The organism is Sphingobium rhizovicinum, assembly GCF_042647625.1.
In the GTDB taxonomy this organism is placed as follows: domain Bacteria; phylum Pseudomonadota; class Alphaproteobacteria; order Sphingomonadales; family Sphingomonadaceae; genus Sphingobium; species Sphingobium rhizovicinum.
On sequence record NZ_JBHRVU010000004.1, the window covers coordinates 1,453,040 to 1,479,155 of the forward strand.

Consider the following 26,116-nt stretch of genomic DNA (forward strand, 5'->3'; position numbering starts at 1 on the left):
GATGGCTACTCTTCTGCGTGATATCTTTGCCAAGCCGGTCGACCGCTCGATCGATGGGGTGATCAAGGCTGATGACAAGGCCAGCCTTCTGACCGAGCTGGATGAATATGTCATCACCAACGAGATTGGCGCCCGCCTCGAGCAATTCCTCGACGCCTACAACAACTACGATACCGCAAATGGGGTGTGGATTTCTGGTTTCTTCGGGTCGGGCAAATCCCACCTTCTCAAGATGCTCGCTCTTTTGCTCGAAAACGACGAGGTTGAGGGGCAGCGCGCCGTCGAAATCTTCGAGCGCAAGCTGGCCGGTAACCCGATGCTAGCGGGCGCCTTGCGCAAGGCGGTATCGATCCCGTCCCGGTCGGTATTGTTCAATATCGACCAGAAAGCGGATGTGATCTCGAAGACGGATGTCGACGCGCTTCTGGCCGTCTTCCAGAAAGTCTTTGATGAGATGTGCGGCTATTATGGCAAGCTCCCGCATATTGCGCAGTTCGAGCGTGATCTGGACAGTCGAGGCAAGCTCGATGCCTTCAAGGCGGCCTTTGCGCAGTCTTCCGGAAAGCCTTGGGACCGCGGGCGCGAACAGGCTCTGATGGAAGGCAAGCACATTGCCGCTGCCTTTGCCGAGGTCACGGGCGATGAGGTCAAGGATATTCTTGGCCAGTATCGCAAGGATACGAAGGTTTCGATCGAGGATTTCGCCAATATCGTGAAGTTGTGGATCGATGCGCAGGGGCCGAAGTTCCGGCTGAACTTTTTCGTCGATGAGGTGGGGCAGTATATCGCCGACAACGTCAAGCTGATGACGAACCTGCAGACCATTGCCGAAAGCCTTAACACGAAGTGCAAGGGCCAGGCCTGGATAGTGGTCACGGCCCAGCAGGACATGGGCTCGGTCATCGGCGATCTGACGGCGCAGCAAGAGAACGATTTCTCGAAGATCCAAGCGCGCTTTGCCAACCGGATGCCGCTGAACTCTCAGGACGTCGCGGAAGTCATTCAGCGCCGCCTCTTGGCCAAGACCGAGGCTGGTCAGATCACCCTTGGCAATCTTTACGATGCCGAGGAGAACAATCTGCGTACCCTGTTCGATTTCGGCGACAATTCGTTCAAGTTCAGGAATTTCTCCGGAAAAGACCAGTTCGTCGCGAGCTATCCGTTCCCGAACTACCAATATGACCTGTTCCAGCGCTCGATCATGGGCCTCTCGCAGCATAACGCATTCGAAGGCAAGCACAGCTCGGTCGGCGAACGCTCTATGTTGGGGGTGTTTCAGGAGGTGGCTAAAAAGCTGGCCGGCACGCCGGTTGGGGGGCTGGCGACCTTTGACCTGATGTTCGAGGGGATTCGCACCGCTCTGAAATCATCGGTTCAGCAGTCAATACAACTGGCTGAAAAGAACCTTGGCGATGATTTTGCCGTGCGGGTGCTGAAGGTCTTGTTCCTTGTCAAATATGTCAAGGAATTCAAACCGACTGCCCGCAACATATCGATCCTTCTGTTGTCCCGGTTCGAGGCGGACCAGACCGAGCAGCGCCGCAATATTGAGGAGGCTTTGTCGTTTCTGGAGCGTCAGACGCTCATCCAGCGTAACGGTGAGGTCTATGAATTCCTCACCAATGAGGAAAAGGACGTCGAGGCCGAGATCAAGGCAATCTCCGTCGATCCCGCCGAGATAGAACGGCAGCTCGATGAACTGGCGTTCGGCGCGATCCTCCGTCACGGCAAGATCAAGCATGCCGGCACGGGTGTCGATTACGCTTTCACCCGCAAGCTTGACGGCCACAGCCTGAACCGGGAACATGAGCTTTCCGTCAATATCATCTCGCCATTCAGCGACGATTCCGACGCGCCGGATGTGGTTCGTTCGAACAGCATGGCAAGCGATGAGATGATTGTCCTGCTCGGGCGTGATGCGCGTTTTACGCGCGATCTCGTCCTCTGGCTCCAGACCGTAAAATTTGCGCGTCAAGTCACCAGTGGAGATACCCAGCCTGGCCGTGATCGTATCATCGCGGAAAAGCGTGATCAGAATACGCGACGCGAAAAGGAACTGGTCCAGCGCCTGCGCAGCCTGATCTCGGATGCACGGCTCTTCGTGCGCGGTGCCGAGCTGGAGATCGGAGGGGAAGATCCGCAAGAGAGGCTGGTCAAAGGCTTCCAGGTTTTGGTGGACAAGGTCTACACCAGCCTGCCCGTTCTGCGCGGCGCCACTTACACCGAAGCCGACCTTGCGCGTGCAGGGCGCGTCGATGGAGGGCTTTTCGGCGGCGAAGGCAGCGGCCTGATCGAAGCCGAGCAGGACGTACTGAACCATGCACAGGCCCAGATGCGTCTTGGTACACGGGTTTCGGCTAAAGCTTTGGTCGAGAAATTCGGCGCCAAACCTTATGGCTGGCCCACCAGCGCGGTTCTGTGCCTGACGGCAAGCCTTGTCGCACGTGGCAAGCTTGAGGCACGGGCGGATAGCAGCGTGCTGGAAGGGGATGCCCTGATCCAGGGGCTGCGCAACAGCCATGCCCTTGGCAACATTCTCCTCTCGCCGCAAATCGAGTTCACTGCCGCCCAAATCCGGAGATCGCGTGAACTGTTTCAGGAGCTGTTCGATCTTCCTGCCTCGGGGAATGACGCGCGCAGTCTGGGTGCGGAGTGGCAGACGCAACTGCGCAAGCTGCTCGGTGATGTCGAGCAGGAGAGCCGTGCCATTGCAGCCTATCCCTTTGCCGCCGCGCTCGATCCCCTGCGTACCTTGTTGGATGGGATGCGCGATCAGCCGGCCACCTGGTTCATCACTGGCCCCATCGGACAGGAAGACCAGCTTCTGGATGCAAAAGAGGATGTCTTCGACAAAGTCCGCAGCTTCATGCGCGGGCCACAAAAAGGCATCTACGATGAGGTGCGTTCTTTCCTGACCAGGCAGGAACAAAACCTTGGCTATGCCGAAAGTAGGGCTGCCGACAAACTGCGTCAGGTTCTTGAGGATCCGCAGTGCTACAAGGGCACCGCAATTCAGGAACTGAAGACGGGTTTCTACACCCTAAAGGAGCGTATCGAGCAAACCATTTTGGCTGAGCGCATCGCTGTCATCACGGCGATTGACGAGGTTGCCGGAAAAGTCGCCCAGACTTCAGAGTTTGGCGCACTGCCTCCCGAACAGAAGGCGCGCATCTGCGAAGAGCTTGCAGATCGGAAAACAGGTCTTGCCGCACAGAGCCTGATCCCGGCCTTGCGACATCTGGTGACTGAAGTCCGTTCCAACCTTCTGGCTGACACGCTCACGCGGATCGCCGAACTGACGCCTGCACCGGTGCCAACGCCCGCGCCGCAGCCTCAACCTGCTGGTAGCGTAGCCGAAGCTCCGGCCAAGCCATATGCCCCGCTAGCACCGGCAAAACCCCAATATATCAAGGCGCAGTCGATCACTGTTCCCTTCGCGAAAACCTATCTCGAGAATGAGCACGATGTGGCCCGCTACATTGATGAGATGAAAAAGACCCTGCTGGCCGAGATCGGCGCGGGCAAGAAAGTGATTGTCTGATGGATACGAACGCCCTGAAGAAATTTGCGCAAAGCGCGCGCAACCTGCTGATCGCGCAGGTCACCGCCCGACTGGACATGGTGCTGGCCGAGGGCGCGGCAGCGCGCCGGGAACATCCCATGGCGACTGCTAAGCTGGATGCCGCCGCCGGCAGCAACCGCGGGCAGGTCATCGAGCAGGCAGCCTATACATGGTTCAACCGCTTTACCGCGCTGCGTTTCATGGATGTGACAGGCCTGACCAACCCGCGCGTTGTATCACCCGCCGATGGCGCGACCCGGCCCGAGATTTTGGCCGAGGCGTTGGCCGGCAACCTGCCGGATCGCGCCCGTAACGAGATCGCCGAATATCTGAACGGTACGCGCCCTGCCCATGACGGGCAGGCAGAGGCCTATCGGTTGCTGCTGATCCATGCCTGCAACGAATGGCACGCCTCGATGCCCTATATGTTCGAGCGCGCCGATATGCTCGACCGGGCCGAGGATTATACCGAGCTACTCATACCTGATGATCTTTTGTCACCGGACAGCATCCTTGCCCGCCTGCGCGAGGTGATGACGGAAGAGGCCTGTCGGGATGTCGAGATCATTGGCTGGCTTTACCAATTCTATATCAGCGAGAAGAAGGATCAGGTTTTTGCGGGCCTGAAGAAGAACCAGAAGATCACGGCGGAGAATATCCCTGCCGCGACGCAGCTGTTCACCCCGCATTGGATCGTCCGCTACCTGGTGGAAAATTCGCTGGGGCGGTTGTGGCTGCTGAACCGTCCGCAGTCTAAGCTGGCGGCGAAGATGGACTATTACATCGCGCCGGAAGAGCCAGAGACGGATTTTCTGAAGATCACGCGGGCCGAAGAGATCAAGATCTGCGATCCGGCCTGCGGCTCGGGCCATATGCTGACTTACGCCTTCGATCTGCTTTATGAAATCTATGCCGAGGAAGGCCATGACGCAGCCCAAATTCCCGGCCTGATCCTGAAGCACAACCTGACCGGCATCGAGATTGACGACCGCGCCGGTGCTTTGGCTGCCTTCGCGCTGTCGATGAAGGCGGCGGCGAAGCTGGGGCGGCGGCGGTTCCTGCGGATGGAGGCGAGCCCCAGCATCGCCGTGTTGCAGGATTTGCGCTTCACCCCTGCCGAGATGCAGGACGTGGCCGCGGTGGTAGGCAAGGATATGTTCACCGATGAACTGCGCGAGACGCTGGGGCAGTTCGAGCAGGCGAAGAACTTTGGCTCGCTGATTGTGCCGAAGCTGCGCGACCCGGCTGAGACGCTGCGGGTGGTTGAGGCGAGGGATTTCGGTGGCGACCTGCTATTGAAGGAAGTGCAGGAGCGTGTGGCGACTGCGCTGCGCATGGCCGAGGCGCTGTCGCCGAAGTATCACGTGGTGGTGGCCAACCCGCCTTATATGGGTTGGGGCGGCATGAACCAAAATCTGCGCGCGTATCTTGAGCGCAACTTTCCAAACAGCAAAAGTGATCTGATGACAGCGTTCATGGAGCGAACGCTGGAGATTTGCCGAAAGGGCGGCTTCACGGGAATGATCAACATCCCTTCGTGGATGTTTCTCAGTTCCTTTGACAAGCTTCGCATCCAACTTCTGGCAAAATTGACTATTAGCTCGCTCCTGCATCTGGGGCGCGGTATATTCGGATCGGACTTTGGGACTGTTGCCTACACTGCATTCAATCACTCGCCATCGCCAGAAAGCGTCGGCGTCTATCGTAGACTGTTTGATGCTCATGTTGACGTCCGAGCGCCTGACAAGATTCGACGTCTATTCTTGGATTCTGGATACAACCGCTACACCGTCTCACAATTAGAATTCAAAAAGATTCCTGGAAGTCCCTTCGCCTACTGGCCTACTGCGGAGGCTCGCGCTGCTTTTCAACTCGGGAAAAGCCTTGATGAAATCGCGGATATTGGAAAAGGCTTCGACACTGGGGACAATGAACGCTTTCTTCGCCTTTGGCATGAGGTAGCAGGCTTAGGCGAACGTTGGAAACCATGTCAAAAAGGCGGACCATATCGCAAATGGTATGGGAATAATGACTATGCTGCAGATTGGAATAACGATGGCCGCGACCTGAAAGAATTTCCAAAATCCAACTTGCGGAACGCACATAACTACTTCAATCGAGGCGCGAGTTGGACACGTGTTTCGAGCGGCTCGACTGCATTCAGGTATTTCCCGGAAGGTCAGCTTTTCGAGTCTACCGGCCCGTGCTTGTTTCCGAAGGACGCTCCGACTGAAGCGGTAACAGCATTTCTTAATAGTAAAGTTACCTTTGAATTCTTGAAGGTACTTGCCCCGATGCTGGATTTCCAGAGCGGCCATATTTCCAAGCTTCCTTGGATGGTAGGCGAAGAGGTTTCCCACGGAGTTGAAGGTATCGGTCAAGCCGCAATTGACCTCGCCAAGTCGGACTGGGACGCCTACGAAACCTCCTGGGATTTCACCACACTCCCGCTGCTCTCGCCCGATCACCGGGCAGGGACGCTAGAGGCTACCTATGCCCGCCTGCGCGCCCATTGGCACGGCATGACGGTCGAGACGCAGCGTCTGGAGGAAGAGAATAACCGCATCTTTATTGATGCGTATGGTTTGGCCGACGAACTGACCCCAGAAGTGCCGATCGAGGAAATTACCCTCACCTGCAACCCGGCCTATCGCTATGGCGTGAAGGGCTCGGAAGAGGAGCGCGAGGCGCGGCTGCGCGATGATACGGTGGCCGAATTCCTCCATTATGCCGTGGGCTGCATGTTCGGGCGCTATAGCCTCAACGCGCCCGGTCTGATCCTCGCGAATCAGGGCGAGGGCTTCGAGGACTATCTGGCCCGCGTGCCCGAGCCGACGTTCGCGCCCGACCGCGACAATGTCATCCCGGTGCTGGATGCTGACTGGTTCGCTGATGACATCGTCACCCGCGCCCGCGATTTCCTGCGCGTGACCTTCGGCGAGGCCAAGTTCCGCGAAAACCTCGCCTTCATCGAAGCCGCCCTCGGCAAGGATCTGCGCAAGTGGTTCACCAGGGACTTCTTCGACTATCATGTGCGGCGCTACAAGAAGCGCCCGATCTACTGGATGTTCTCCAGCCCCAAGGGCAGCTTCAATGCGCTGATCTATATGCACCGCTATCGGCCCGACACCGTCTCGGTCGTGCTGAACCAATATGTGCGCGAATTCATCCATAAGCTGGAGGTGGAACGCACCCGGCTGGAAAAGCTGGCCGTCGATCCTGCCGCCACGCCCGCTCAGCAGACAAAGGCGCAGAAGGAAACAGCCACGATCATCAAGCAGATCGCTGAGCTGACCGAATGGGAACGTGATGTCGTTTACCCGATGGCGCAGCAAAGACACGCCATCGATCTGGATGACGGGGTAAAGCGCAACTATCCACTGTTCGCCGGTGCGCTGAAGCCGATTAAGGGGCTGGAGGCTGTGGATGACTGACCGCATCACCGCCGGCCTGATGCGGCTCTATGAGGATCAGGGCCATCGCATCGTCTTCTGGTATGACGCCGCCCGCGATCTGCGCATGGCGTTCGATGCCGTTGACCTGCCCGACGTGACCAAAGTGGAGATCGTCAATAATGAGTTCGGCCTAAAATACCGCATGCTGCGGCAGGAGCCGAAGACGCGATTCCTGCTCTATAAGGACGGCCCCGAGACGCCGATGCCTGATAACTGGCTGCTGGATGTGCAACTGGCCAGCGCCGTGTTCCGCGCCGATCAGGCGGCGATCTGGGTAGCTGATCTCGGCATCCCGGCGAAGTATGAAGCCGCCGTCCGCGATCACGCCGAATTCTATCGCTCCGGCAAGCGCCTGGAATCGCTGCGCGCCCTTGAGCATGAGCGGCCATCGCAAAGTGCCAACGATGTTCGCCGGAAGATGCTGGCGGTCTGCGCAGCTGCCGATGGTGATCTCGATACCGTGATCGAGGCGTTGCTGGCCGAGCTGGCTGAGGGCCGTGATGAGGCGCTGAAGCTGGTTGATCGTGTCGGGCTGGCGGAGTTCTTCTGGAAGGAAGTTTCTGCGCGTTATGGCTACGCGGCGGATGCCCCGGATTTTCAGGATTTCGCCATCACGTTGTTTTCCAGCGCCTGGGCGCGGGCCATGGGCGAGACTGCTCCCCTAAATACCGATGCCGTGTTGATGTTCCGCCGCTGGAGCTCCTCACGCGGGTGGGGTGAGGCGTTCGAGAAGCTGTCGGGCGACTATCAGGATGTGCTGAAGATCAGGGATGATCTGGCTTCCCGCGATTTCCGTACCCTCATCCCGCATGATCATTTCGAGGAAGTGGATCGGCGGATCGTCGTCGCCATCGTTGAGGGCCTGGCCCGGCAGAGCCTGCCCGCGACAGATGTGCTGAAATGGGTGCGCGATCGCCGCCAGAGCCATTGGTATAGCCGTTACGCGGATGTCTATCAGGCCATTGGCTATGCGACCGAGTTTCAGCAGGCGCTGGCCGAGGCTGATCTGACGATGACCAGCCTGTCCGATGGTGTGAAGCGCTATTCCGCAAGCTGGTTCCGACTGGACCAGCTTTATCGCAAGTTCATCTATCACATGCAGAAAAGCGGTCAGTCGGGGCTGCTGTCCGCGCTCTATGAGGCGGTCGAGAACCGCTATACCACGAATTTCGTGCTCAAGCTGAACGATGCCTGGCAGGATCAGGTGGCCCGCCTGACGGATTGGGCGGTCCCGGGCTTCCCGCGTCAGGTGGATTTCTACCGCGAACAAGCTGCGGAATACCGGCGCAAGGAGCAGAAGGTCGTCGTCATCATCTCAGACGCTCTGCGCTATGAGGTGGCCGAAGAGGCGCTGCGCGAGATCCGCAAGCTCAACCGGTTCGATGCCGAGCTGAAGCCGATGATTGGGGTTTTGCCTAGCTACACGCAGCTTGGCATGGCGGCGCTGTTGCCGCACCGGCAACTGGCGATCCGCAATGACAATGATCTGGTGATGCTGGACGGTGAAAGTACTATGGGCGCGGCTGCGCGCGAAAAGGCGCTGGCGGCAGGCAGGGTAGGGGACCGGGTAAAGGTTCTGGCGGCGAAGGACTTCATGAATCTGGGATCGTCCGAGGGCCGGGATCTCTTTCGGGATCATGATGTCCTGTATCTCTATCACAACCAGATTGATGCGATCGGCGACAAACTCGCGACCGAGGAAAATGTCCCGGCCGCGGCGGAAACGGCCATCGAGGATCTGGTGAAGCTGGTCCGCAAACTGACCTCGGCCAACTTCTCGAATATACTGATCACCGCCGATCACGGGTTCCTGTGGCAGCACAGGGCCTTAGAGCAGAGCGGCTTTGCGCTGGGTGAGCCGGAAGGCGAGGTGGTGACACGCAATCGTCGCTTCGTGATCGGACGAGGGCTCGGCTGCACGGGTGGTATGAAGAAGTTCACAGCCGCCGAGCTAGGTCTGGGTGGAGATCAGGACATCTTGATCCCCAACTCCATCAACCGTCTGCGCGTCAAAGGGGCGGGCAGCCGCTTTGTCCATGGCGGGGCAAGCTTGCAGGAGATCGTCCTGCCCGTCCTGCGAGTCGGCAAGCAGCGCAAGGAAGATGTCGGGCAGGTAACGGTGCAGATCATCCCGCCGACCCGCGCCCAGATCACCACTGGGCAGATCCAGATGACATTCTATCAGGCAGAGCCGGTTACCGATAAACAGCAACCCCGGCAGATCCATGCGGCGATCTTTGCCGGCGATGGCACGCTCATCTCTGACGAAGTCGAACTGGATTTCGATTTTGTGTCCGAGAATCCGCGCGAGCGGGAGCTATCGCGCGGATTCCTTCTGTCCAAGGCGGCAGACCCCTACAACAATCAGACGGTCTTCCTGAAGCTGCGCACGCGCATCGGCAAGACAAGCCATTTCGAAGATCACGCTTCGCAGCCCTTGCTGCTGAAACGCGGGATCAGCACAGACTTCGATTTCTGAGGTGCCGATGTCGACCCTTGATGACAAGATCAACGAGCATTTTGCCGGTTTCGTGGTCCGCAAGGACCTGGTGAAGGCCGTGAAAGGGAACGCCATCGTTCCCACTTATGTGCTTGAATACCTGCTGGGCCAATATTGCGCGACCGACGATGAAGCCTCCATCGCGACCGGCATCGAGACGGTTAAAGACATCCTGCGTAAGCATTACGTCCATCGTTCGGAAGCAGGGCTGGTCCAGTCGACGATCAAGGAGCGCGGCCGCTACAAGGTTATCGATCAAGTCAGCGTGGCGCTGAACGAAAAGACCGATGCTTATGAGGCGGTATTCGAAAACCTCGGGATCAAGCGGGTCGCGATCGACAGCACTACGGTCAAGGCGCATCCCAAGCTGCTGGTGACGGGGATCTGGTGCATCGCCGATGTGCAGTATGAGTTCTCGGAAGACAGCCGGATTTCCCCCTGGATCATCGACACGCTGAAACCGATCCAGATCGCCCGTGTCGACTATGATGGCTATCGCGAAACGCGCGGCAAATTCACCACCGACGAATGGATCGACCTGCTGATGCAGAGCGTCGGCTTTGATCCGTCCATGTTTGGGCGCAGGTCAAAGCTTTTGCAGCTGCTGCGCCTGATCCCATTCGTCGAACGAAACTACAATCTCATCGAGCTCGGGCCGAAGGGAACGGGCAAGTCGCATATCTATTCCGAGTTCTCACCCCACGGCCAGCTGATCTCGGGCGGCGAAGTCACGGTTCCCAAGCTCTTTGTGAACAACTCCAACGGGCGGATTGGCCTGGTCGGCTATTGGGATGTCGTCGCCTTCGACGAATTCGCCGGGCGCGAGAAGACTGCCAACAAGGCGCTTGTCGATATCATGAAGAATTACATGGCGAACAAGCAATTTTCGCGCGGGGTGAACCCGATGGGTGCCGAGGCCAGCTTCGCCTTCGTCGGTAACACCGACCATAACGTGCCGTGGATGCTGAAGAATACTGACTTGTTCGAAGCCCTGCCGCCGCAGTTCCACGATAGCGCCTTCATCGATCGACTGCACGCCTATCTGCCTGGATGGGAGATCGACATCATCCGCGGTCAGATGTTCACATCCGGCTACGGGTTCATCGTCGACTACCTCGCCGAGATCCTGCGCCACTTGCGGGCTGAGGACTTCTCGCATCGGCCGGATCGCTTCTTTACCGTTCCGGTCCAGACCCATATCCGGGACCGCGCAGCAATCAACAAGACCATGTCGGGCCTGCTCAAACTGATCTTCCCGAATGGCGACGAGACCGAAGCCGAAGTCGAAGAGTTGCTGCGGTTTGCGATTGAATGCCGCAAGCGGGTAAAAGACCAGCTGTTGCGGATCGACAGCACCTTCGAGGCCGCTGATTTCCACTATGTGGCGCCGGACGGATCGAAGCGTGCTGTTACGACCCTTGAGGAAGAGGAGTTTCCTCAGTTCTATCATCGCCGCTCCACCGGCGATGTAGATGAAGATGTGCGTCAATCCGAGCTCGCGCCAACCCCAGCACCGCAGGCATCAACGCCTGCCGCTTCTGCTGCGCGTGACGTTGACCATGCCATTGTTCCGCAGCCGGGGCATGTCGTTTTCACGGAGAACCGCAAGGGTGTCAGTTTCGACAAGATCTTCGGCCTTTGGACTGATGGAGCTGCACGAATCATCGTCACCGATCCCTACATCCGGAAATTCCATCAGGCTCGCAATTTGATGGAACTGGTTGAAATGCTAATCCGGCGCAAGGCGCCCGAAGATCAGGTCGCAGTGCATCTCGTCACGGCTCCGGACGATGGAAACATTCAGGAACAGCGAGAATGCCTGGACGGAATTGCCGAGGCCTGCACAGGCACGGGCGTAGATTTCACCTGGGCCTTTGATGGTTCCGGAACACTTCATGCACGCGACATTACCACTGACACGGGCTGGAAGATGGTTTTGGATCGCGGGTTGGATATCTTCCAACCGACACCTCGCAAGATGAACGGTTTCGCATTGGGAGAGCGAATGCAGGAGCATCGTATGGTTCGAAGCTTTTATGTGACTTACGTGGAAATCCCTACAGCTTAACGTTGTTGCTGTGCAGTTATGGCGTGTTTTAGCTAGATTTCGAACACACGCTTTCACGCCATTCCCCCGAACGCGGGATACGACAAGATTTTTGTTCTACATATGTTCCAATGTGCTATATGGTGGGCATGATGGAGAACAGAAAAAGCCGGCCTGCACGAGGAGCCACAAACAACGTGGTGAGCAAGCGCTTCGGGCTACCAACGCGAGAGTTCGACGGGGATTGGCTCGACCTAGAGTATGCAGGTCATGAGTCGGCACCTGCCATTAAGACAACGGTCGAAGTGTTAACTCCACGTACTATTATAACCTATAACAAATCACCTGACATCCCATTCGACCGAAGCATTAATACCGTACAGGGGTGTGAACATGGTTGCGTTTATTGTTTTGCAAGACCGACGCATGCTTATTATGATTTGTCGCCGGGGCTGGATTTCGAGACAAGAATTCTAAGTAAGCCGGGCGCATCTGTTATTTTGCGCCGCGAACTCGGCGCGGCAAGTTATACCCCGGCACCGATCGCGATGGGGACGAATACAGATCCGTACCAACCCGTGGAGCGCGAGTTGCGTATCGCGCGAACTGTGATTGAGGTGCTTGCGGAGTGCAATCATCCGCTGGTCATCACGACGAAATCTGACCGAGTCGTGCGAGATCTGGATCTGCTAGCTCCAATGGCTGAAAAGGGCTTGGTAGCGGTTGCGGTGTCAGTGACATCGTTAGACCCTCGGATCGCGATGACGGTAGAGCCGAGGGCGCCACACCCAGAGCGGCGGTTGAAGGCAGTGAGGGCGCTTGTGGATGCTGGGATCCCTACCTTCGTCAATATCGCGCCGATCATTCCTGCGATCACTGACAGCGAGTTGGAAGCGATCATTGCGCGGGCGGCGGAAGCTGGCGCACATAACGTATCCTATATCCCTGTGAGACTACCTCTCGAGGTGGCTCCGTTGTTTCGGGCTTGGTTAGACGAGCACTTTCCGGCGCGCGCCGGCAAAGTCATGGCTATCGTTCAGTCCCTGCGCGGGGGCGTGACAATGACCCGACCTTTTTTGGCAGAATGCGAGGACAAGGGCCGTGGGCGGAGCTTCTGAAAACGCGATTTCGCATTGCTAAGGCGAAAAACGGATTTCCTGCCGAACGACGAAAGCTGGATTTGCGTTGTGATTTGTTCCGCCCTCCCGCCGGACCTCAAGGCGAATTATTTTGAATAATATTGCCGGGCGGCTCGCTACGTGAAGGTTATTGTTTGTCTGGACCCTTGTCAAAATCGATAACATTGCTCTCGGGAACTCCTTTTCCGATATGGCCAGATGTGGTTCGGCTGATCGATCTTTTGCTTTTTCTTTCTGCTCGACCGACGGCTTTGTCGGCGTTGAATACACGCCTCAGCAATGCGGCGCGTAGGCTGGCGTCAAGTCGCTCTCTGCTTTTTGCCTCGACTACCTCGGCTCTCAGCTTGCGAACTGTCGCCATCAATGTGCCTTGAGCAGGCTCGTTTCCACGGATACCGAGAACGCGCTTGCGCTGTGCTGGGTATGTGCAGTTCTTATGCCCGATAAGTGTGCGTGACACTCCTGCCTCTTTCGCTACGGAAGAGATATTGACCTTGAATTTGCCTGCTCGCAGCTGTTTTTTTAAATCTGTATTCGATGGTTTCCCAGCCTGTAAGCGTATGATCGCCGCTTCGATTCTTGCAGCAGTGCTCGGGTCGTAAGCGGTCTCATTGTCTTTTTCCGTCGATGGTTTTTTTGGCATCATTTTCTCTCGATCAGCGGATCATTACGATCGGAACGACTGCGTTAGGGATGTGCCGATGGCTTCTTGGATCAATTTTGGATGGCCGTGAGGCGTTTGATGACCTTCTCTGCCTGTTCCGCACGTCGCGCAGCGACACGGTACTCGGCAGCTTGGCCTCTTTTCTCGGCGTCTCTATAGATCTTGGAATTCCGTTCCCACCTGTCTTGCCAGAAGGGCGCGGTGTCCCGATCAATACCAAAGCACTTGCAACCTAAACATACGCTTGGCTCTCGGGTGGCGTAGTTCGGTTCCCGGTTTGCCCAACTGGACGTACCAGCAAGCTGGTGACAACGCGCACCAAGAGGATTGATCCTGATACCGCATCGGCCTTCAGACATGTGGAAAATTCGCATGTCATGGAGAGTTACGAATTTGCGGATCTGCCGTTTGGCTGCCTCGCGCGGCTTTCCGTCGCGAAGTTCAATCAATTCTTCGCGATGTTCCTCGATGACGTCGCCAAGTTTTCCAGCCAGGGGCTCACCGAAGCTGGCATGATAGAAAAAGTCGACAGATGCCTCGATGGCGGCCTCTCCCAGCATTCCGCGCAGAAAAGGATCATCGATCAAATATCCTTGCTCTGTCATGGCCAGGCTTAGGTGCTTGAAATGCTGACTGACGGCCTGAAGGAGGTTGCTCCGCGTTAGGAGAGCGTAGTGAGCAAAGGTTTTACGCCACTGATGGGTTCTGATGATGGCACCAAAGCTGTCTCTGTACATCGAGAGATTTTCGCCCCGCCAGTTATTGTCCGGGAGCTTTGTCAGATCGACATGGTTCAGAACGAAATTTTTCAATCCGGCAAGGAGTGTCTCGGAAGATGGGCTTCCAATGGCCGCTGCGGTGACAGGAACGCCGCGGGATGCGGTTGTGAAATTCACGATGAGTTCGTTCACCTGACCAAGCTCACGCCAAGGTCGATACAGCCTTTCAAGGGTTGCCAGAGCTATTACGGGAAGAGGCAGCGTCTCCAAACGTGCGAGTTCGCCACTGACTGGTCGAGACCCGAGCAGCCATCGCGCTGGTTCAGGTGCAGCACGGCCCTTAGTCAGGATGCCGCGGACGTAATAAAGATCCTCAAGGCCATCGACGGACCGGTCTTTTTCTACGCACGTTGGCAGCCCCGTATCCTCGTTCAAACCTCCCTCAAAGCTGCAGACTTCATTAATGCGCACGCCAACCAAGCCTTGGATGACTGCCACGCAGGCGTCGCGCACGGTAGCGACCATATTTCTGAAGGTGTTCGCTGGTTTGAGATCGACCACCGGAGGGCCATCGACACGCTTGACTGTGATACCTTCATCAATGGGTGAATGCCATGGTGTAGCTTCGCCGGGTAAGATGCTGAATTCAAACTTTGCGAACAGCGCTCGTTCTCTAATTATGCGGGTATGATTACTGCGGCCTTGTTCGTCGATCTTAGCGCGGGTATCAAATACAGCCTCCTGCAGGCGGATGACATCAGCCGATGCAAAGGACACAATTCTGATGGCTGCAGCCAGAATAGGCATGGCTACCTCATCCGGGAGAGGAGGAATTCGAAGTGCAGTATCTTCTGCGAGTTCCGTTGCCAAATCATATGTTGAGCGTCCGTTGAACGGCATTTCAGTGAAGATATTGATTCCTGCAACGATGAGCGCGGGGCCTTGTTGGTGAAGGTGTACCCAAACCCGCAAGGCACGAATGAAGTCGTCTTTGTTTAACGCGCGGTCATGCAGAAGGTCGGCTTCCGCTTCGGCTGCCTCTTCGATTAAATCGGCAACAAATTCATCGGCGCTTTCCACGGTGAGTTCGTCGAAGCTGGCATAATTATTTTCAATCATCCATGGCAGGAGCCGCTTTAGTCCGAGAAAGGCCGTGTAGAACGATTCCGGCATAAGATTTTTACCGTTGCGGCGATCTTTGTATAGTGACCAGATAAAGCGCCTCGAACTGTCGAGTAAGTCCTCGAAGCCTGCATCAGTCAGAAGCTGGCCATCTCCCAGATCGATTTCCCAGTTTAAGATTGTGTATTGACGCTTCTTTCCTGGCACTTTGCGGGGGAATTTCCACAGTACGTGTATCCAGAGAGACACGGAGGATACTGCCGCTGCCATAAGCTGCGCGCGTGTCCGGTGATGCAACATCACGCTTGGGCTGCCGGCTGCCGGCTTTGGTGCGGCTTTCTTAGTCAACTTGGGGAATCCCTGCGAGGCGTGGAAGGAGGGCCTTGGCCCGTGTGATCACAGCCGGGTCAGTGAACCGCGGGATGATGTGTTTCTCTAGGTTGGTAAGCACCGGCCTCCAGGTTTCTTTCCAACGGGCAGCGGGAAGGTAGCCTCGGGCCCTGACCAATTCTTCTTTGAACTGGATGGCGCGGGCGAGCTGGTAGGGGCTGCTGAAATGCAGCTGCAGCAGCGGACAATTCCAACACATACCATACGCATCGCAAAGCTGCGCATTGCTGATGCCTCCCGTTTGATCGACCGGCTTGGTAGTGATCGCAAAAGGAGAGTCGTAAGGATCAGCGCAGATCGCGCCGGGGGTGGCTGCGAAGATATCGCCATGCGCTGGCGTCCCTCGAGGATCGATACGACCACCTGTCCGAGCATAGCGCTCGTGAGTCGCCATGACGCCCGCCAGGCTCTGATCGTTGCGGCTTCGTGCTGCCCCGCTGGTGTAATAGCGATCTGAAACATTGCCTGAAGAGTGACCGGCGGCCGCGACGACGGCGCGAATGTCGCCGGAGAACAAGCTGTGTATGACGTCAAGACCAGTTGCTCGGATTTGCCTCACACCAGAGACGGCGAGATCGTGGTCGGCTAGAAAATTCCGAACATTGTATTTCCAGGCATTGTCATGGGTGGAACCCATCTTGTCCAATCCGAACCCGCGAGCTCGCATCTCATCACCGGGTTTTCCCTGATTTGAAGCAAATATGAAGACCCGGTCTTGGAATATCGGGGCTAATTCCGGTCTGAGCCGAGCGGTCCAAGATTTTAGGAAAAGTAATATCTCGCCAGGGCTGTAAGGATCCTTCGGATCGAGGGCAAAGCTGCGCTCTAAATTCCGCTTGGATCGTGCTTTATAACCACGAATGATGACTCTCGGAGTTCCAAGAACAGTTCTATATTCTATGTTGCTCCACAGTAGGTTTAAGAGCGGGGTGGCATTGAATAGTGTGTATAAGGCCATCAGAAGCACAAATGGCACGAGAGTTTTTGGACTTGGGTAGAATCCTTGTAATGAGCTTGCGCCATGCACTTGAATTAGAGCGCGACCGAGAAGGTTATTGTCAGATGTGACCTGCTTCGCGGTTGGGAATCGTACCGGATAGGCCGCATTCATGGATGCGAGAAAAATCGGTAATTCCAGGTACACCCCCCGTTTGGGTTTTCCTTGTGGAATGCGATCAGCGCCCTCAGCCACCAGTTCGAGAGTCTCTTCGTGTATTTCCATCGTCGACGTAACCTCGGAAAGGCAAGCGTCGTGCAAGGCATCCCACTCTGATCCGGGCAAAGCTGGCGTATGATTGGCTTTGTAGGCAGCACCGACCCATTGCCCGTTGGGAACGTAAAAGTCGCGCTGAAGCACTCCGGGGTGCATCAGGCGATATATCTCCAAAAGGGTGCGGACTGCGCCGAGCTTGTCGCGCCTAGTGTCCTCGCTCCATGGCCTGCCTCGATTTGGCTGGTCATCGAGCCAAGCAACGAAGCCGTTTATGTGGCTAACTGTCAAATCGTTGAATTCGATCTGCGTGAGCTGCTCGTCGACAAGGAACTCGACGAAAGGCACGATATTGCGGCTCAACGTGTATTTGGTCGCGTAGCTGCTTACGTCAGGCGTCTTCGTCCATTCAAGAAAGGCCTCGGCGAGGCCCTGATATAGATTTGGCAGAAGAAGGAGATTGAGAAGGTTGATCGGGCGTCCATCGGGAAGGATGACCTCAAGATCGGTAGCCTTTCCATCGACGATCTCAACTTCAACCTTGCCCAATCGGACGACGCGCTCTGACTGTAGGTCAATCACGTTCCGATTTTGTAGTTGGTCATAGCGCGACGGCGACTTGTTGCGACCACTCACCGGCGCCTCCCCATGTATTGATCGGTTACCAAGGCCTCGTATTCGTGTGACACCGTGAGATAATGCTCTTCGGTGATTTGGTGATTCGCGTGACGAAGTTGTTTGGATATCGGAATGAAGGGTGCCGGATGTCCTTCCTTGAGAAGGGTGTGATGGGTCCAGATCACATAAGTGTGCCGGAGATCATGAAAGCTGAACATCGCTTCGACAAACGTCAGGACTTCGCCGCTATCGGGATCAGTCCTATCGTCGCTCCGCGTGTGACCAGCGTTCACAACCGCAGTATTGAAGTGGCGCGCTAGGGTATCAGTGGTCAGTTTCTTGCCGCGATGCTCCGGACGGCCATCGCCATTTACGAACAAAAAGCCATGGTCGTAAGCCATATTCCCGTTTGCTATTCCGGCTTGGACATCCTCTTCGCGTTGGCCCTCAATGTAGGCTACCAGCAGTTTGACAACCCAAATTGGGATTAGAATGCTGCCACCGTTCTGTCCTTTGGAAATATTGAGTTGCAGAACGAGCAGCTTCTTGGGCGGCCAATCTTCGGGCCAAGTTAGATCCAAGAATTGCGCCTTGGTAAGCCAGCAAATCTCTTCGATGCGTAATGCGGTCTGCAATGCGGTTTCGCATGCTAGAGCGGTTTTCGATCAATCTGGGTCATATCCGCACGAACTGAAGTAGTTGGCGCATTCCTTGGGCTGGAAGATGTCGACGAGCTTGCCGATGAGGCTCCACAAGCCGCTGACGGTTCTCTCACCTGCCTTGCGGAGCATGGCCTTGAGGCGGGAGAAGGCCTTCTCAATCGGGTTGAAGTCGGGGCTGTAGGGTGGGAGGAAGCGCAGCGTTGCTCCTGCCGCCTCGATCCGGTCGCGGACTGCGGGACGTTTGTGGCTCGACAGGTTGTCCATGATCACGACGTCGCCTGGCCGCAATTCGGGCACGAGTACCTGCGCCACATATGCTTCAAACCAATCACCGTTGATCGGGCCGTCTAGCACCATCGGCGCGACCATGCCGGTCATGCGTAGGCCGGCGACCAGCGTGGTGGTCTTGCGGTGACCATGCGGGAAGCCCATTCGCAGGCGCTGACCTCTGGCGCAGCGCCCATGACTACGGGTCATGTTCGTGGCAGTCCATGTCTCGTCAATGAAGACCAGGCGTTCCGGATCGAGATCGATCTGGCCGTCAAACCAGTCGTGGCGCTGCCTCAGGACGTCGGGCCGGTCTTGCTCGATGGCATGCCCAGTCTTTTTTTGCGCGTCATGCCCCGCCGCGCGAAAAACCGATGCAGCCCGGCAACCGAGATGGCGAGCCCCTCCTCGACCAAGGCGAGGCGCAGTTCTTCAAGCGAGATGTCCTTGCGCGCTTCCCAGAGGGCGAGAATGTCGGCAGATCGCTCCTCGACACGGCGCGAGCGCATATCTCCGCCTTGAGGTTTGGAGGCAACGCTGCCGGTTCCGCGCTGCTGCGCATGCCACCGGATCGCCGTCGACGGTGCTACGCCGAAACGCGCCGCCGCTGCCCGGCAACTCAGCCCGCCTGCAATCGCAGCCAGAAGCCGAACCCGCAAATCCATCGAGAGAGCGTGACCCATCCATGCCGGCCTCCTTCACCAGCACGGATTCTGAATCAGAAATCACGCGGAGAGGGAATCCCTCATCGATTCAAAGCGGTCGAAAAACGCTCTAATCGGTGGGCCACGGTTGGTGCACCCGGTGTTTGATTGGCTGGTCCAAGGAAGGAAGCGATCGCCTTCCACTGGCGCGGCGTCATTGGATGTGGTGGGTCTTTAAGACGTCCCGATGCTCTTTGAGCGTGGTGGACGGTCGCGCGCCTCTGGTAACCTGTGTGAGCGAGTGCCCGCTTTCTGATCGCGGTCTTGGGCCGCTTATAGACCTTGCCGAAGGCGGGATTGGCCACGTCCCCGACAGTGTGAGCGGTCGCATAGAAATGCCGGATAGTGTTTTCTCGGCGCCGGACTGTGTTCTCGGCATACTGACGGGCGGACAGCGGTGAGACGGTTTCGGCCATCGCATCGCAATATGTATCGATGTCTTCTGGGGTGACATCGAACCAGTCCAATTCAAAGTAATCTAGGTAGGTCTGAAAATCAGCCAAATCCTTGGCTGCCGCGTGAGCGGAGTTGATCCGGCTATTCCGTACTCTTTGTTCGATTGAAAGTGACGCATGTTCATCAGCCGACATGCTGGCGTCATGTTCACGCTGCGCGGTGGAGCGCGATATCAAATACCGCCTAAGAAGATATGCGAAGATGATCTCATGTATCTCGCGAGTATCTCGATCCATCGGAATCGGAAAATTCTCGGGAAGTGCCGAACTTTCAAGGACGGACGCTTCGAGGTTAAGTGTTTCTGCATATCGGCTCACATCCGCGGGCACTGCCGCTCGCAGGATTGAAATGCGATTGAGGATAATTTGTCCAGGCATGGATGAGCCCCGCATTTTTGCGTCTTGCCCGCTTTGGCCGCATGCGGCTGGTTGTAAGGCAATTTGTTCGGTGATGCCGGATAGGCAGTGACCGGGCGCTATACGGAAGGGCTCGACGCCTCTTCTGGGTTGCCATCATGAAATGTTGGAAGGGTAGATGACCGGTAAAGGCATTCGCCACCGGGATAGTTTCGAGAGCTAGACTTGGGCGCGACCTGACACGCCCCGGTAATCGTTACCGTTTCTTCCTTTTTCGCCTCGAAGCGGGTGCGCTCAGATGCTTTGCGCGCCGCGTCGAAATTACTGAACCCTGCAAGCCGGGAAACTGCGTCGAGAGCCTTTTGGTGCGGTAAGCGATCTCTCTTCGAGACGACTTTCGCATAGTCTTTAATCTGACTAAGCGATGTGAGGTCAGATAGCGGCATCCCGGCTCTCCAGTGATCTGAAGCGTCGTCCGCCTGACACCTCAAATGCACGAGGCTCGGAACAAGGCTAAGCAGTGCCACAGTGGCTTCGCGCTGGCGGACAGCTGGCTCCTGCCGGAGAGCCAATGCAACTATACTGTTCGTGTCAGGTGCAACGCAAGTTAGAAATATTGTGTAATGCTGTTGGTACGCCGCGGGTCGAGAACGGGCTCAGGTACTCGGCGTCTATCATTGCCGCGGTTGACCGAGCCCGCCGCTTTCGCGTCGGGTCCGGGGTGTCAATCTGGCGTCACCGCTTCAGCAGGGGCTGCGCGGCGCTAGAGGATGGCTCTGCGCAGCCCCTGCTGTCATCAAGCGTAGAATTGTGTTCACATAGATTATCGTGCGTCGAAGGGTGAACTGAACACATGTGACACGTCACGCGAGGATATCTCCGCGCTTCCAGGCCAGATACTCCGGCTGCGATGAACAGGCGCAATGCGGGAGGGTATCAACAGCCTATCTCGTTCACGAGAGCAACCGTCCAGCTTATGATGGGTAATGTCGGCACTCCGGATGAACATGTGAGCGCGGGGGAACATGTTCGCAGCCCCGATAGGCGTTGATTGACTGGTTGAAGGCAATGTCGGGCGACGTGTTGCGCGCGATGATGGCGCGGGGCTGTTCAACTGTGACCTGTGTACGGGTGCGTGCGACCGGGCCATCAATGTCTACAATGGCGTCGAGCCAATCGCCATCGATCTCTCGCTGGGGCAAGTTGAACCGTCGACTCTCGCCGTTCAGCGTTGCGCCTCTGCCATTTTCCACTGCCATGCGGAATAAGAACATACGGAGAACGAGATGTCAATCCGGGGGCAGTTCCAGCCCTATCGCTCCATCAAGCGCGGCATCAGTTCCACGAAATTGCAGGGGCAAAAGCGACTGTCGAGTTGGGTGACGAGGATGCCGTCCCAGGCATCCTTCACCGCGCCGGTCGAGCCGGGCAGGGCGAAGATATAGGTGCCGCGCGCGACGCAGGCGGTGGCGCGGGACTGGATGGTCGATGTGCCGATGCTTTGGTAGCTGAGCCAGCGGAACAGTTCGCCGAAACCGGGGATTTCCTTGTCCTGCACCTGCATGAGCGCTTCGGGCGTGACGTCGCGGCCGGTGACGCCGGTGCCGCCGGTGGTCAGGACCACGTCGATCTGCGGATCGTCGATCCAGGCGTGCAGGCGGGCGACGATGGCGCTTTTGTCATCGCGCTCGATATAGCGGGCGGCGAGGATATGGCCGGCGCTTTCCAGTCGTTCGACCAGCGTGTCGCCGGAGCGATCTTCGGCAAGGCCGCGGGTGTCGGACACGGTGAGGACGGCGATGCGGACGGGCAGGAACGCCCGGCTCTCATCAATCGGCATCAGTCGGAGCCGCCACCCATGGAGCCGCGCCCGTCCGCCTTGCTCATGCGCACCAGCTTCACGCCCTTGGCATTGGGGAAGGTCGGCCACAGGCCCTGCGCCATGCCGGTCAGGCAATCGGCGCTGCCCTTGACCTGGATCTGGTACATCCAGTAATTGCGCATGACGATGTTCACATAGGCGCGGGTTTCATAATAAGGCAGCGATTCCATGAAGAGCAGCGGATCGCCCTTGTCATGGACCTGCGTGTTCCAGCGCTCGACCGGCAGCGGCCCGGCGTTATAGGCGGCCATCACCTTGGGCAGCAGGCCGCCCGTCGCGCTCATGTCGCGCAGGGATTCCAAATAACGCTGGCCATATTCCATGTTGGTCGACGGCACGAACAATTGCGCTGCGTTGGACAGGCCCACATCGCCCGCCGTGCCGGGGCGCACCTGCATCAGGCCGCGCGCGCCGGCGCTGCTGACGACATCGGTGCGGAAACCGGATTCCTGAAGCGTGTGGGCGTAGATCAGCGACGGATCGACCCGCCAGCCGCCATCGGGACGCCAATCGGGCGCGGGGAAGCGGGCGAAGCTGCCCGGCTGGGTGCCGGCCGGGCCGTTGTGGGCGAGATAGAGCTGGGTCGCCGGCAGGTTGAGCGCATTGGCGAGGCGCAGCAGCGCGTCATATTGATCGCTGCCGCCGATCTTCGCCTGATAGCGCAGCAGTTCGTCGGCCTTGCCATTTTCGCCGATCGCCGACAGGGCGATGGCGGCGCGGGCATTGGGGCTGCCCTTCAGCTTGTTCCATTCAAGCGCGCCGAAACGGCTGCCCACCGGCGCACCGCCCAGCGGCATGCCGAGCGATTCACGGGCCAGCAAGCCATAGAAAGTCTCGTCCGACCGGGCGGCCTGCTTCAGATAATTTTCGACCTTTTCCGCTTCGCCGCAGACCATATAGGCGCGCGAGGCCCAATAGGCGCCGGCCGATCGCATGTCGGCGTCGCCCGCAAGGGCGGCGACATTGGCGAAGGCGGGGGCGGCGGCGCGGCAATCATTCTGGCGCCAGGCGGCAAGGCCCGTGGTCCAGTTCGCCTGCACGCTCCAGTCGCCGCCGGTGCGGGTTTCCAGCGCGCGCGCGGCCATGCGCCGGGCGTTCACATCGTCATTTTCGATATAATAGGCCCAGGCGACACGCTGGCGCACTTCGGTCAGCCCTTCGGGCGTCAGGCCCGCTTCGCCGGTTCCCAGCAGGCCTTCCGCGCCGACCGGATCGTCATTCTTGATATAATTCTGGATCTGGCCGGCCAGCGCCTGCGCCGCGACATCGGTCTTGACCGCAGCGACATATTGGCGGCGGGGCGCGGACCCCAGCCAGACCATCTTCTGGATTTGCGGCAGGGTCGGCAGGATGGTGGCGCCGCGCTTCTGCGCCAGACGGGAAAGCTGGTCGGCCCTGGGCAGCCAGGGCGCCTTGTTGACCAGATCGAGCAGATCGAACAGTTCGACGCGCGGCGATCCCTTGGCCAGATAGAGTTCCGACAAAGCGAGGGGGCGGATCGCGTCCTGCGCGTCGAGCGCGGCGATCATCGCCCTGGCGTCATTCCACTGCTGGCTCTGGAGTGCGGTGAAAATCGCGCGATAACGGGCCTTGTCCCCATCGCCCAGTTGTAGCGGCGAAAATTCGGCGCTGGTGGCGACGGTCGGGATGACCGGGGCGTTTTCAGCCATGGCCGGCAGGCTCACGGCCAGCCCCGTCGCAAGAAGGGCAAGACGGGAGATATGGGTCGCGGCGCGAATCACGGACGGGCTTCCTCGATCAGGCTTTGCAGGGTGCGCCAGCATTCCGCCTTGGCCGCAGGCTGCCCCAGCAGCAGGCGCGGATGAAATGTGGCGACGGCGGGCACGATGCCGCCATCATGATTAAAATTGCGTAAACTATGCGGTGAGCCGTCGCCGGTCGCGTCGATCGCGCCGCCAAGCGCGCTTATGGTGCGATCGCCCAGCAACAGCAGCCGGCGGGGGCGGGCCAGATGAACATGGGTGCGCATCCGCGCCGTCGCCGTGGCGAGATCGGCCGCTTCGACCATGCCGCCGGGCGGCCGCGCAAAAAACAGCGATGCAATATAGACCTCCGCGCGTTTGAGGCCAATGGCATGGAGCATCGCATCCAGCAGCGCGCCCGCCGCCCGGTCCGCGAACAGCGCGCCGGCTTCCACATCGGGAAGGTCGGGCATGTCGGTGACGATCATCAGCGGCGCGTCGACCTGACCCGCCGGATAGAGGGCGCGACCGGGCCAGCGCCGTTCGGGATGCGTCGATTCGCTTTCCAGCCATTGATGGAAGGCCTGCAAGTCCTGCGGCCTGGCCTGTACTGGCTGGGCGGGCGGCGCATCCTGCCGTGGCGCGGAATCAGCTATGGTTACGGGGCGCAGCCAGTTGACCGGCGTTTCCGCTACGGCGCATTCCACGCCAGCAAGCTGCCACCACGCCAGATAGGCGTCGGCGGCCAGCGCCGCTTCATTCTGCATTGATCCCCGCATCGTCTTTCCTTGGGCCAGAGGTTGACGAGGGGGTCAAGCTGCTTCATCGCCCTGAATGGTAAACTGTTGTACTAATGCGGCGATCGGATGCGACGGGGTGCAGCCCGCCGATGCCCGCAAAATGGAGGGATGGAATGAGCGAACGGGATTCGATGCCTTATGACATCGTGATCGTCGGTGGGGGACCGGCGGGCTTGTCCGCGGCGATCCGGTTGAAGCAGCTGGCGAACGATGCGGGACAGGAACTGGCGGTGTGCGTGCTGGAAAAGGGGTCGGAAATCGGCGCCCATATCCTGTCGGGCGCGGTGATCGATCCCCGTTCGCTGGACGAACTCTTCCCCGACTGGCGCGACATGGGCTGTTCGCTCGCCGAAACCCCTGTCACCGACAATCAGCACTGGATGCTGACGAAGACCGGCAAGATCGCGATGCCGCACATCATGACGCCGGGCTGGATGCATAATAAGGGCACCTATACCGGATCGCTGGGCAACCTCTGCCGCTGGCTGGCCGAGCAGGCCGAAGGGCTGGGCGTGGAAATCTTCCCCGGCTTTGCCGCGGCGGAAATCCTCTATCATGAAGATGGCAGCGTGAAGGGCGTCGCCACCGGCGACATGGGCATTGGCCGGGATGGCGAGAAAAAGGGCGATTACCAGCCGGGGCTGGAACTGCATGCCCGCTACACCTTCTTTGCCGAAGGCGCGCGCGGCCACCTGACCAAGATTTTGAAGCGCCAGTTCGCGCTGGACGCCGACAGCGAGCCACAGGTCTATGGCCTGGGCATGAAGGAATTGTGGGACATCGATCCAGCCAAGCATCAGCCGGGCCTTGTCATCCACTCGCAGGGCTGGCCGCTGACGGATGCCTATGGCGGCGGCTTCCTCTATCACCAGGCCAATGGCCAAGTGGCGCTGGGCTTCGTGGTGGGGCTGGGTTATCGCAACCCGCATCTTTATCCGTTCGAGGAGTTCCAGCGCTGGAAGCAGCATCCGGAAATCCGCAAGTTTCTGGAGGGCGGACGCCGCGTTTCCTATGGCGCGCGCGCGATCAACGAGGGCGGTTGGCAGGCGATTCCAAAGCTGGCCTTCCCCGGCGGCGCGCTGATCGGCTGTTCGGCGGGGTTCGTCAACGTGCCGCGCATCAAGGGCACGCATACGGCGATGAAATCGGGCATGCTGGCGGCCGAGGCGGCGTTCGCCGCGGTGCAGGCGGATCGTTCGGGCGACGTGCTGGCCGATTATGAGCCGACGCTGCGGTCGAGCTGGATCGCGACCGAACTGCAACTGGTGAAGAATGCGGAGCCGCTGCTGGCCAAGTTCGGCAACACGATCGGCACGTTGCTGGCGGGCATCGACATGTGGATGCGCACGCTGAAAATCGGTCTGCCCTTCACGATGAAGCACAAGCCCGACGCGGAGAAGATCTGGCGCAAGGACCAGTGCGAGAAGATCGTCTATCCCAAGCCCGACAATGTCATCAGCTTCGACCGGCTGACATCGGTGTTCCTGTCGAACACCAATCATGAGGAGGACCAGCCGGTCCATCTGCAACTCAAAGACCCCTCGGTCCCGATTTCCTATAATCTGCCCCTTTATGACGAGCCGGCGCAACGCTACTGTCCCGCAGGCGTCTATGAAGTGGTCGGTCAGGAAGAGGGCGATCCCAAATTCCAGATCAACGCGCAAAATTGCGTCCATTGCAAGACGTGCGACATCAAGGATCCGACCCAGAATATCAACTGGGTCGTGCCCGAAGGCGGCGGAGGACCGAATTATCCGAACATGTAAGAGTCTGTTTGGAAATGCGCCTTTGGCGCATCCGCACCGGCCCACGCCCCCACCCGACCGCCCATCAGGATACCATGGCTGGGCGGTCGGGGGG

Annotated in this window: 13 protein-coding genes and 3 pseudogenes; 6 read left to right on the top strand and 10 right to left on the bottom strand. The window is 58.3% G+C overall.

Annotated features, from left to right (window positions below; genetic code table 11):
- The first annotated feature begins 1 nt into the window (after position 1).
- The 5 genes and pseudogenes from brxC (at position 2) to ACFOKF_RS08415 (ending at position 12,798) form a co-directional block, all read left to right on the top strand.
- A complete protein-coding gene (brxC, locus tag ACFOKF_RS08395) occupies positions 2-3,541 on the top strand; it encodes a BREX system P-loop protein BrxC (RefSeq protein ID WP_380794928.1) in 3,540 nt (1,179 codons plus the stop codon).
- Entirely contained in the window at positions 3,541-6,996 is a 3,456-nt protein-coding gene (pglX, locus tag ACFOKF_RS08400) for a BREX-1 system adenine-specific DNA-methyltransferase PglX (RefSeq protein ID WP_380794931.1), read from the top strand. The genes brxC and pglX overlap by 1 nt, the downstream gene beginning before the upstream one ends.
- Positions 6,989-9,496: a BREX-1 system phosphatase PglZ type A gene (gene pglZ / locus ACFOKF_RS08405; RefSeq protein WP_380794933.1), complete on the top strand. Its 2,508-nt coding sequence runs from the start codon at positions 6,989-6,991 to the stop codon at positions 9,494-9,496. The genes pglX and pglZ overlap by 8 nt, the downstream gene beginning before the upstream one ends.
- A gap of 7 nt (positions 9,497-9,503) precedes the next feature.
- A complete protein-coding gene (gene brxL, locus ACFOKF_RS08410) occupies positions 9,504-11,585 on the top strand; it encodes a BREX system Lon protease-like protein BrxL (protein ID WP_380794935.1) in 2,082 nt (693 codons plus the stop codon).
- A 131-nt stretch (positions 11,586-11,716) separates the two neighbouring features.
- A pseudogene (locus ACFOKF_RS08415) lies at positions 11,717-12,798 on the top strand (PA0069 family radical SAM protein).
- A gap of 32 nt (positions 12,799-12,830) precedes the next feature.
- On the opposite strand, the gene ACFOKF_RS08420 reads toward ACFOKF_RS08415, so the two are convergent.
- From ACFOKF_RS08420 to ACFOKF_RS08465, 10 genes and pseudogenes are all read right to left on the bottom strand, one after another.
- Complete coding sequence (locus tag ACFOKF_RS08420) at positions 12,831-13,349, bottom strand: hypothetical protein (RefSeq protein WP_380794938.1); 519 nt, start codon at positions 13,347-13,349, stop codon at positions 12,831-12,833.
- Positions 13,350-13,417: 68 nt separating this feature from the next.
- Complete coding sequence (locus ACFOKF_RS08425) at positions 13,418-15,556, bottom strand: hypothetical protein (RefSeq protein ID WP_380794941.1); 2,139 nt, start codon at positions 15,554-15,556, stop codon at positions 13,418-13,420.
- Positions 15,549-17,444 carry a hypothetical protein gene (locus ACFOKF_RS08430; RefSeq protein ID WP_380794944.1) on the bottom strand — a complete coding sequence of 632 codons (1,896 nt, stop codon included), beginning with the start codon at positions 17,442-17,444 and terminating at the stop codon, positions 15,549-15,551. Before ACFOKF_RS08430 ends, ACFOKF_RS08425 begins: the two co-directional genes overlap by 8 nt.
- Positions 17,441-18,070: pseudogene (locus ACFOKF_RS08435) on the bottom strand (tyrosine-type recombinase/integrase); the annotation flags it as partial. The gene ACFOKF_RS08430 and the pseudogene ACFOKF_RS08435, both read right to left, overlap by 4 nt.
- A 21-nt stretch (positions 18,071-18,091) precedes the next feature.
- Positions 18,092-19,038, bottom strand: a protein-coding gene (locus ACFOKF_RS08440) for an IS630 family transposase (protein ID WP_159367704.1) whose coding sequence is annotated in 2 segments (ribosomal slippage) — positions 18,092-18,702 and positions 18,702-19,038 — 948 coding nt in all. Because the reading frame shifts where the segments join, the coding sequence is not laid out codon by codon here.
- 62 nt (positions 19,039-19,100) lie between these two features.
- A complete protein-coding gene (locus ACFOKF_RS08445; protein WP_380794947.1) occupies positions 19,101-19,892 on the bottom strand; it encodes a hypothetical protein in 792 nt (263 codons plus the stop codon).
- Between the two features lie 1,004 nt (positions 19,893-20,896).
- Positions 20,897-21,130 (bottom strand): annotated as a pseudogene (locus tag ACFOKF_RS08450) (PA0069 family radical SAM protein); the annotation flags it as partial.
- Between the two features lie 53 nt (positions 21,131-21,183).
- Positions 21,184-21,711 (bottom strand): molybdenum cofactor biosynthesis protein B, encoded by a 528-nt coding sequence (moaB, locus tag ACFOKF_RS08455; protein WP_380794950.1) that lies wholly within the window; start codon positions 21,709-21,711, stop codon positions 21,184-21,186.
- A complete protein-coding gene (locus tag ACFOKF_RS08460; protein WP_380794952.1) occupies positions 21,711-23,495 on the bottom strand; it encodes a lytic transglycosylase domain-containing protein in 1,785 nt (594 codons plus the stop codon). Before ACFOKF_RS08460 ends, moaB begins: the two co-directional genes overlap by 1 nt.
- The gene (locus tag ACFOKF_RS08465) at positions 23,492-24,235 is read right to left on the bottom strand and encodes a uracil-DNA glycosylase family protein (protein WP_380794955.1); all 744 of its coding nucleotides are present in this window, start codon (positions 24,233-24,235) and stop codon (positions 23,492-23,494) included. Before ACFOKF_RS08465 ends, ACFOKF_RS08460 begins: the two co-directional genes overlap by 4 nt.
- Before the next feature lie 134 nt (positions 24,236-24,369).
- Here ACFOKF_RS08465 and ACFOKF_RS08470 point away from each other — a divergent pair, with 134 nt between their 5' ends.
- Positions 24,370-26,022, top strand: coding sequence for an electron transfer flavoprotein-ubiquinone oxidoreductase (locus ACFOKF_RS08470; RefSeq protein ID WP_380794958.1), 1,653 nt, complete (start codon positions 24,370-24,372; stop codon positions 26,020-26,022).
- Positions 26,023-26,116: the final 94 nt, after the last annotated feature.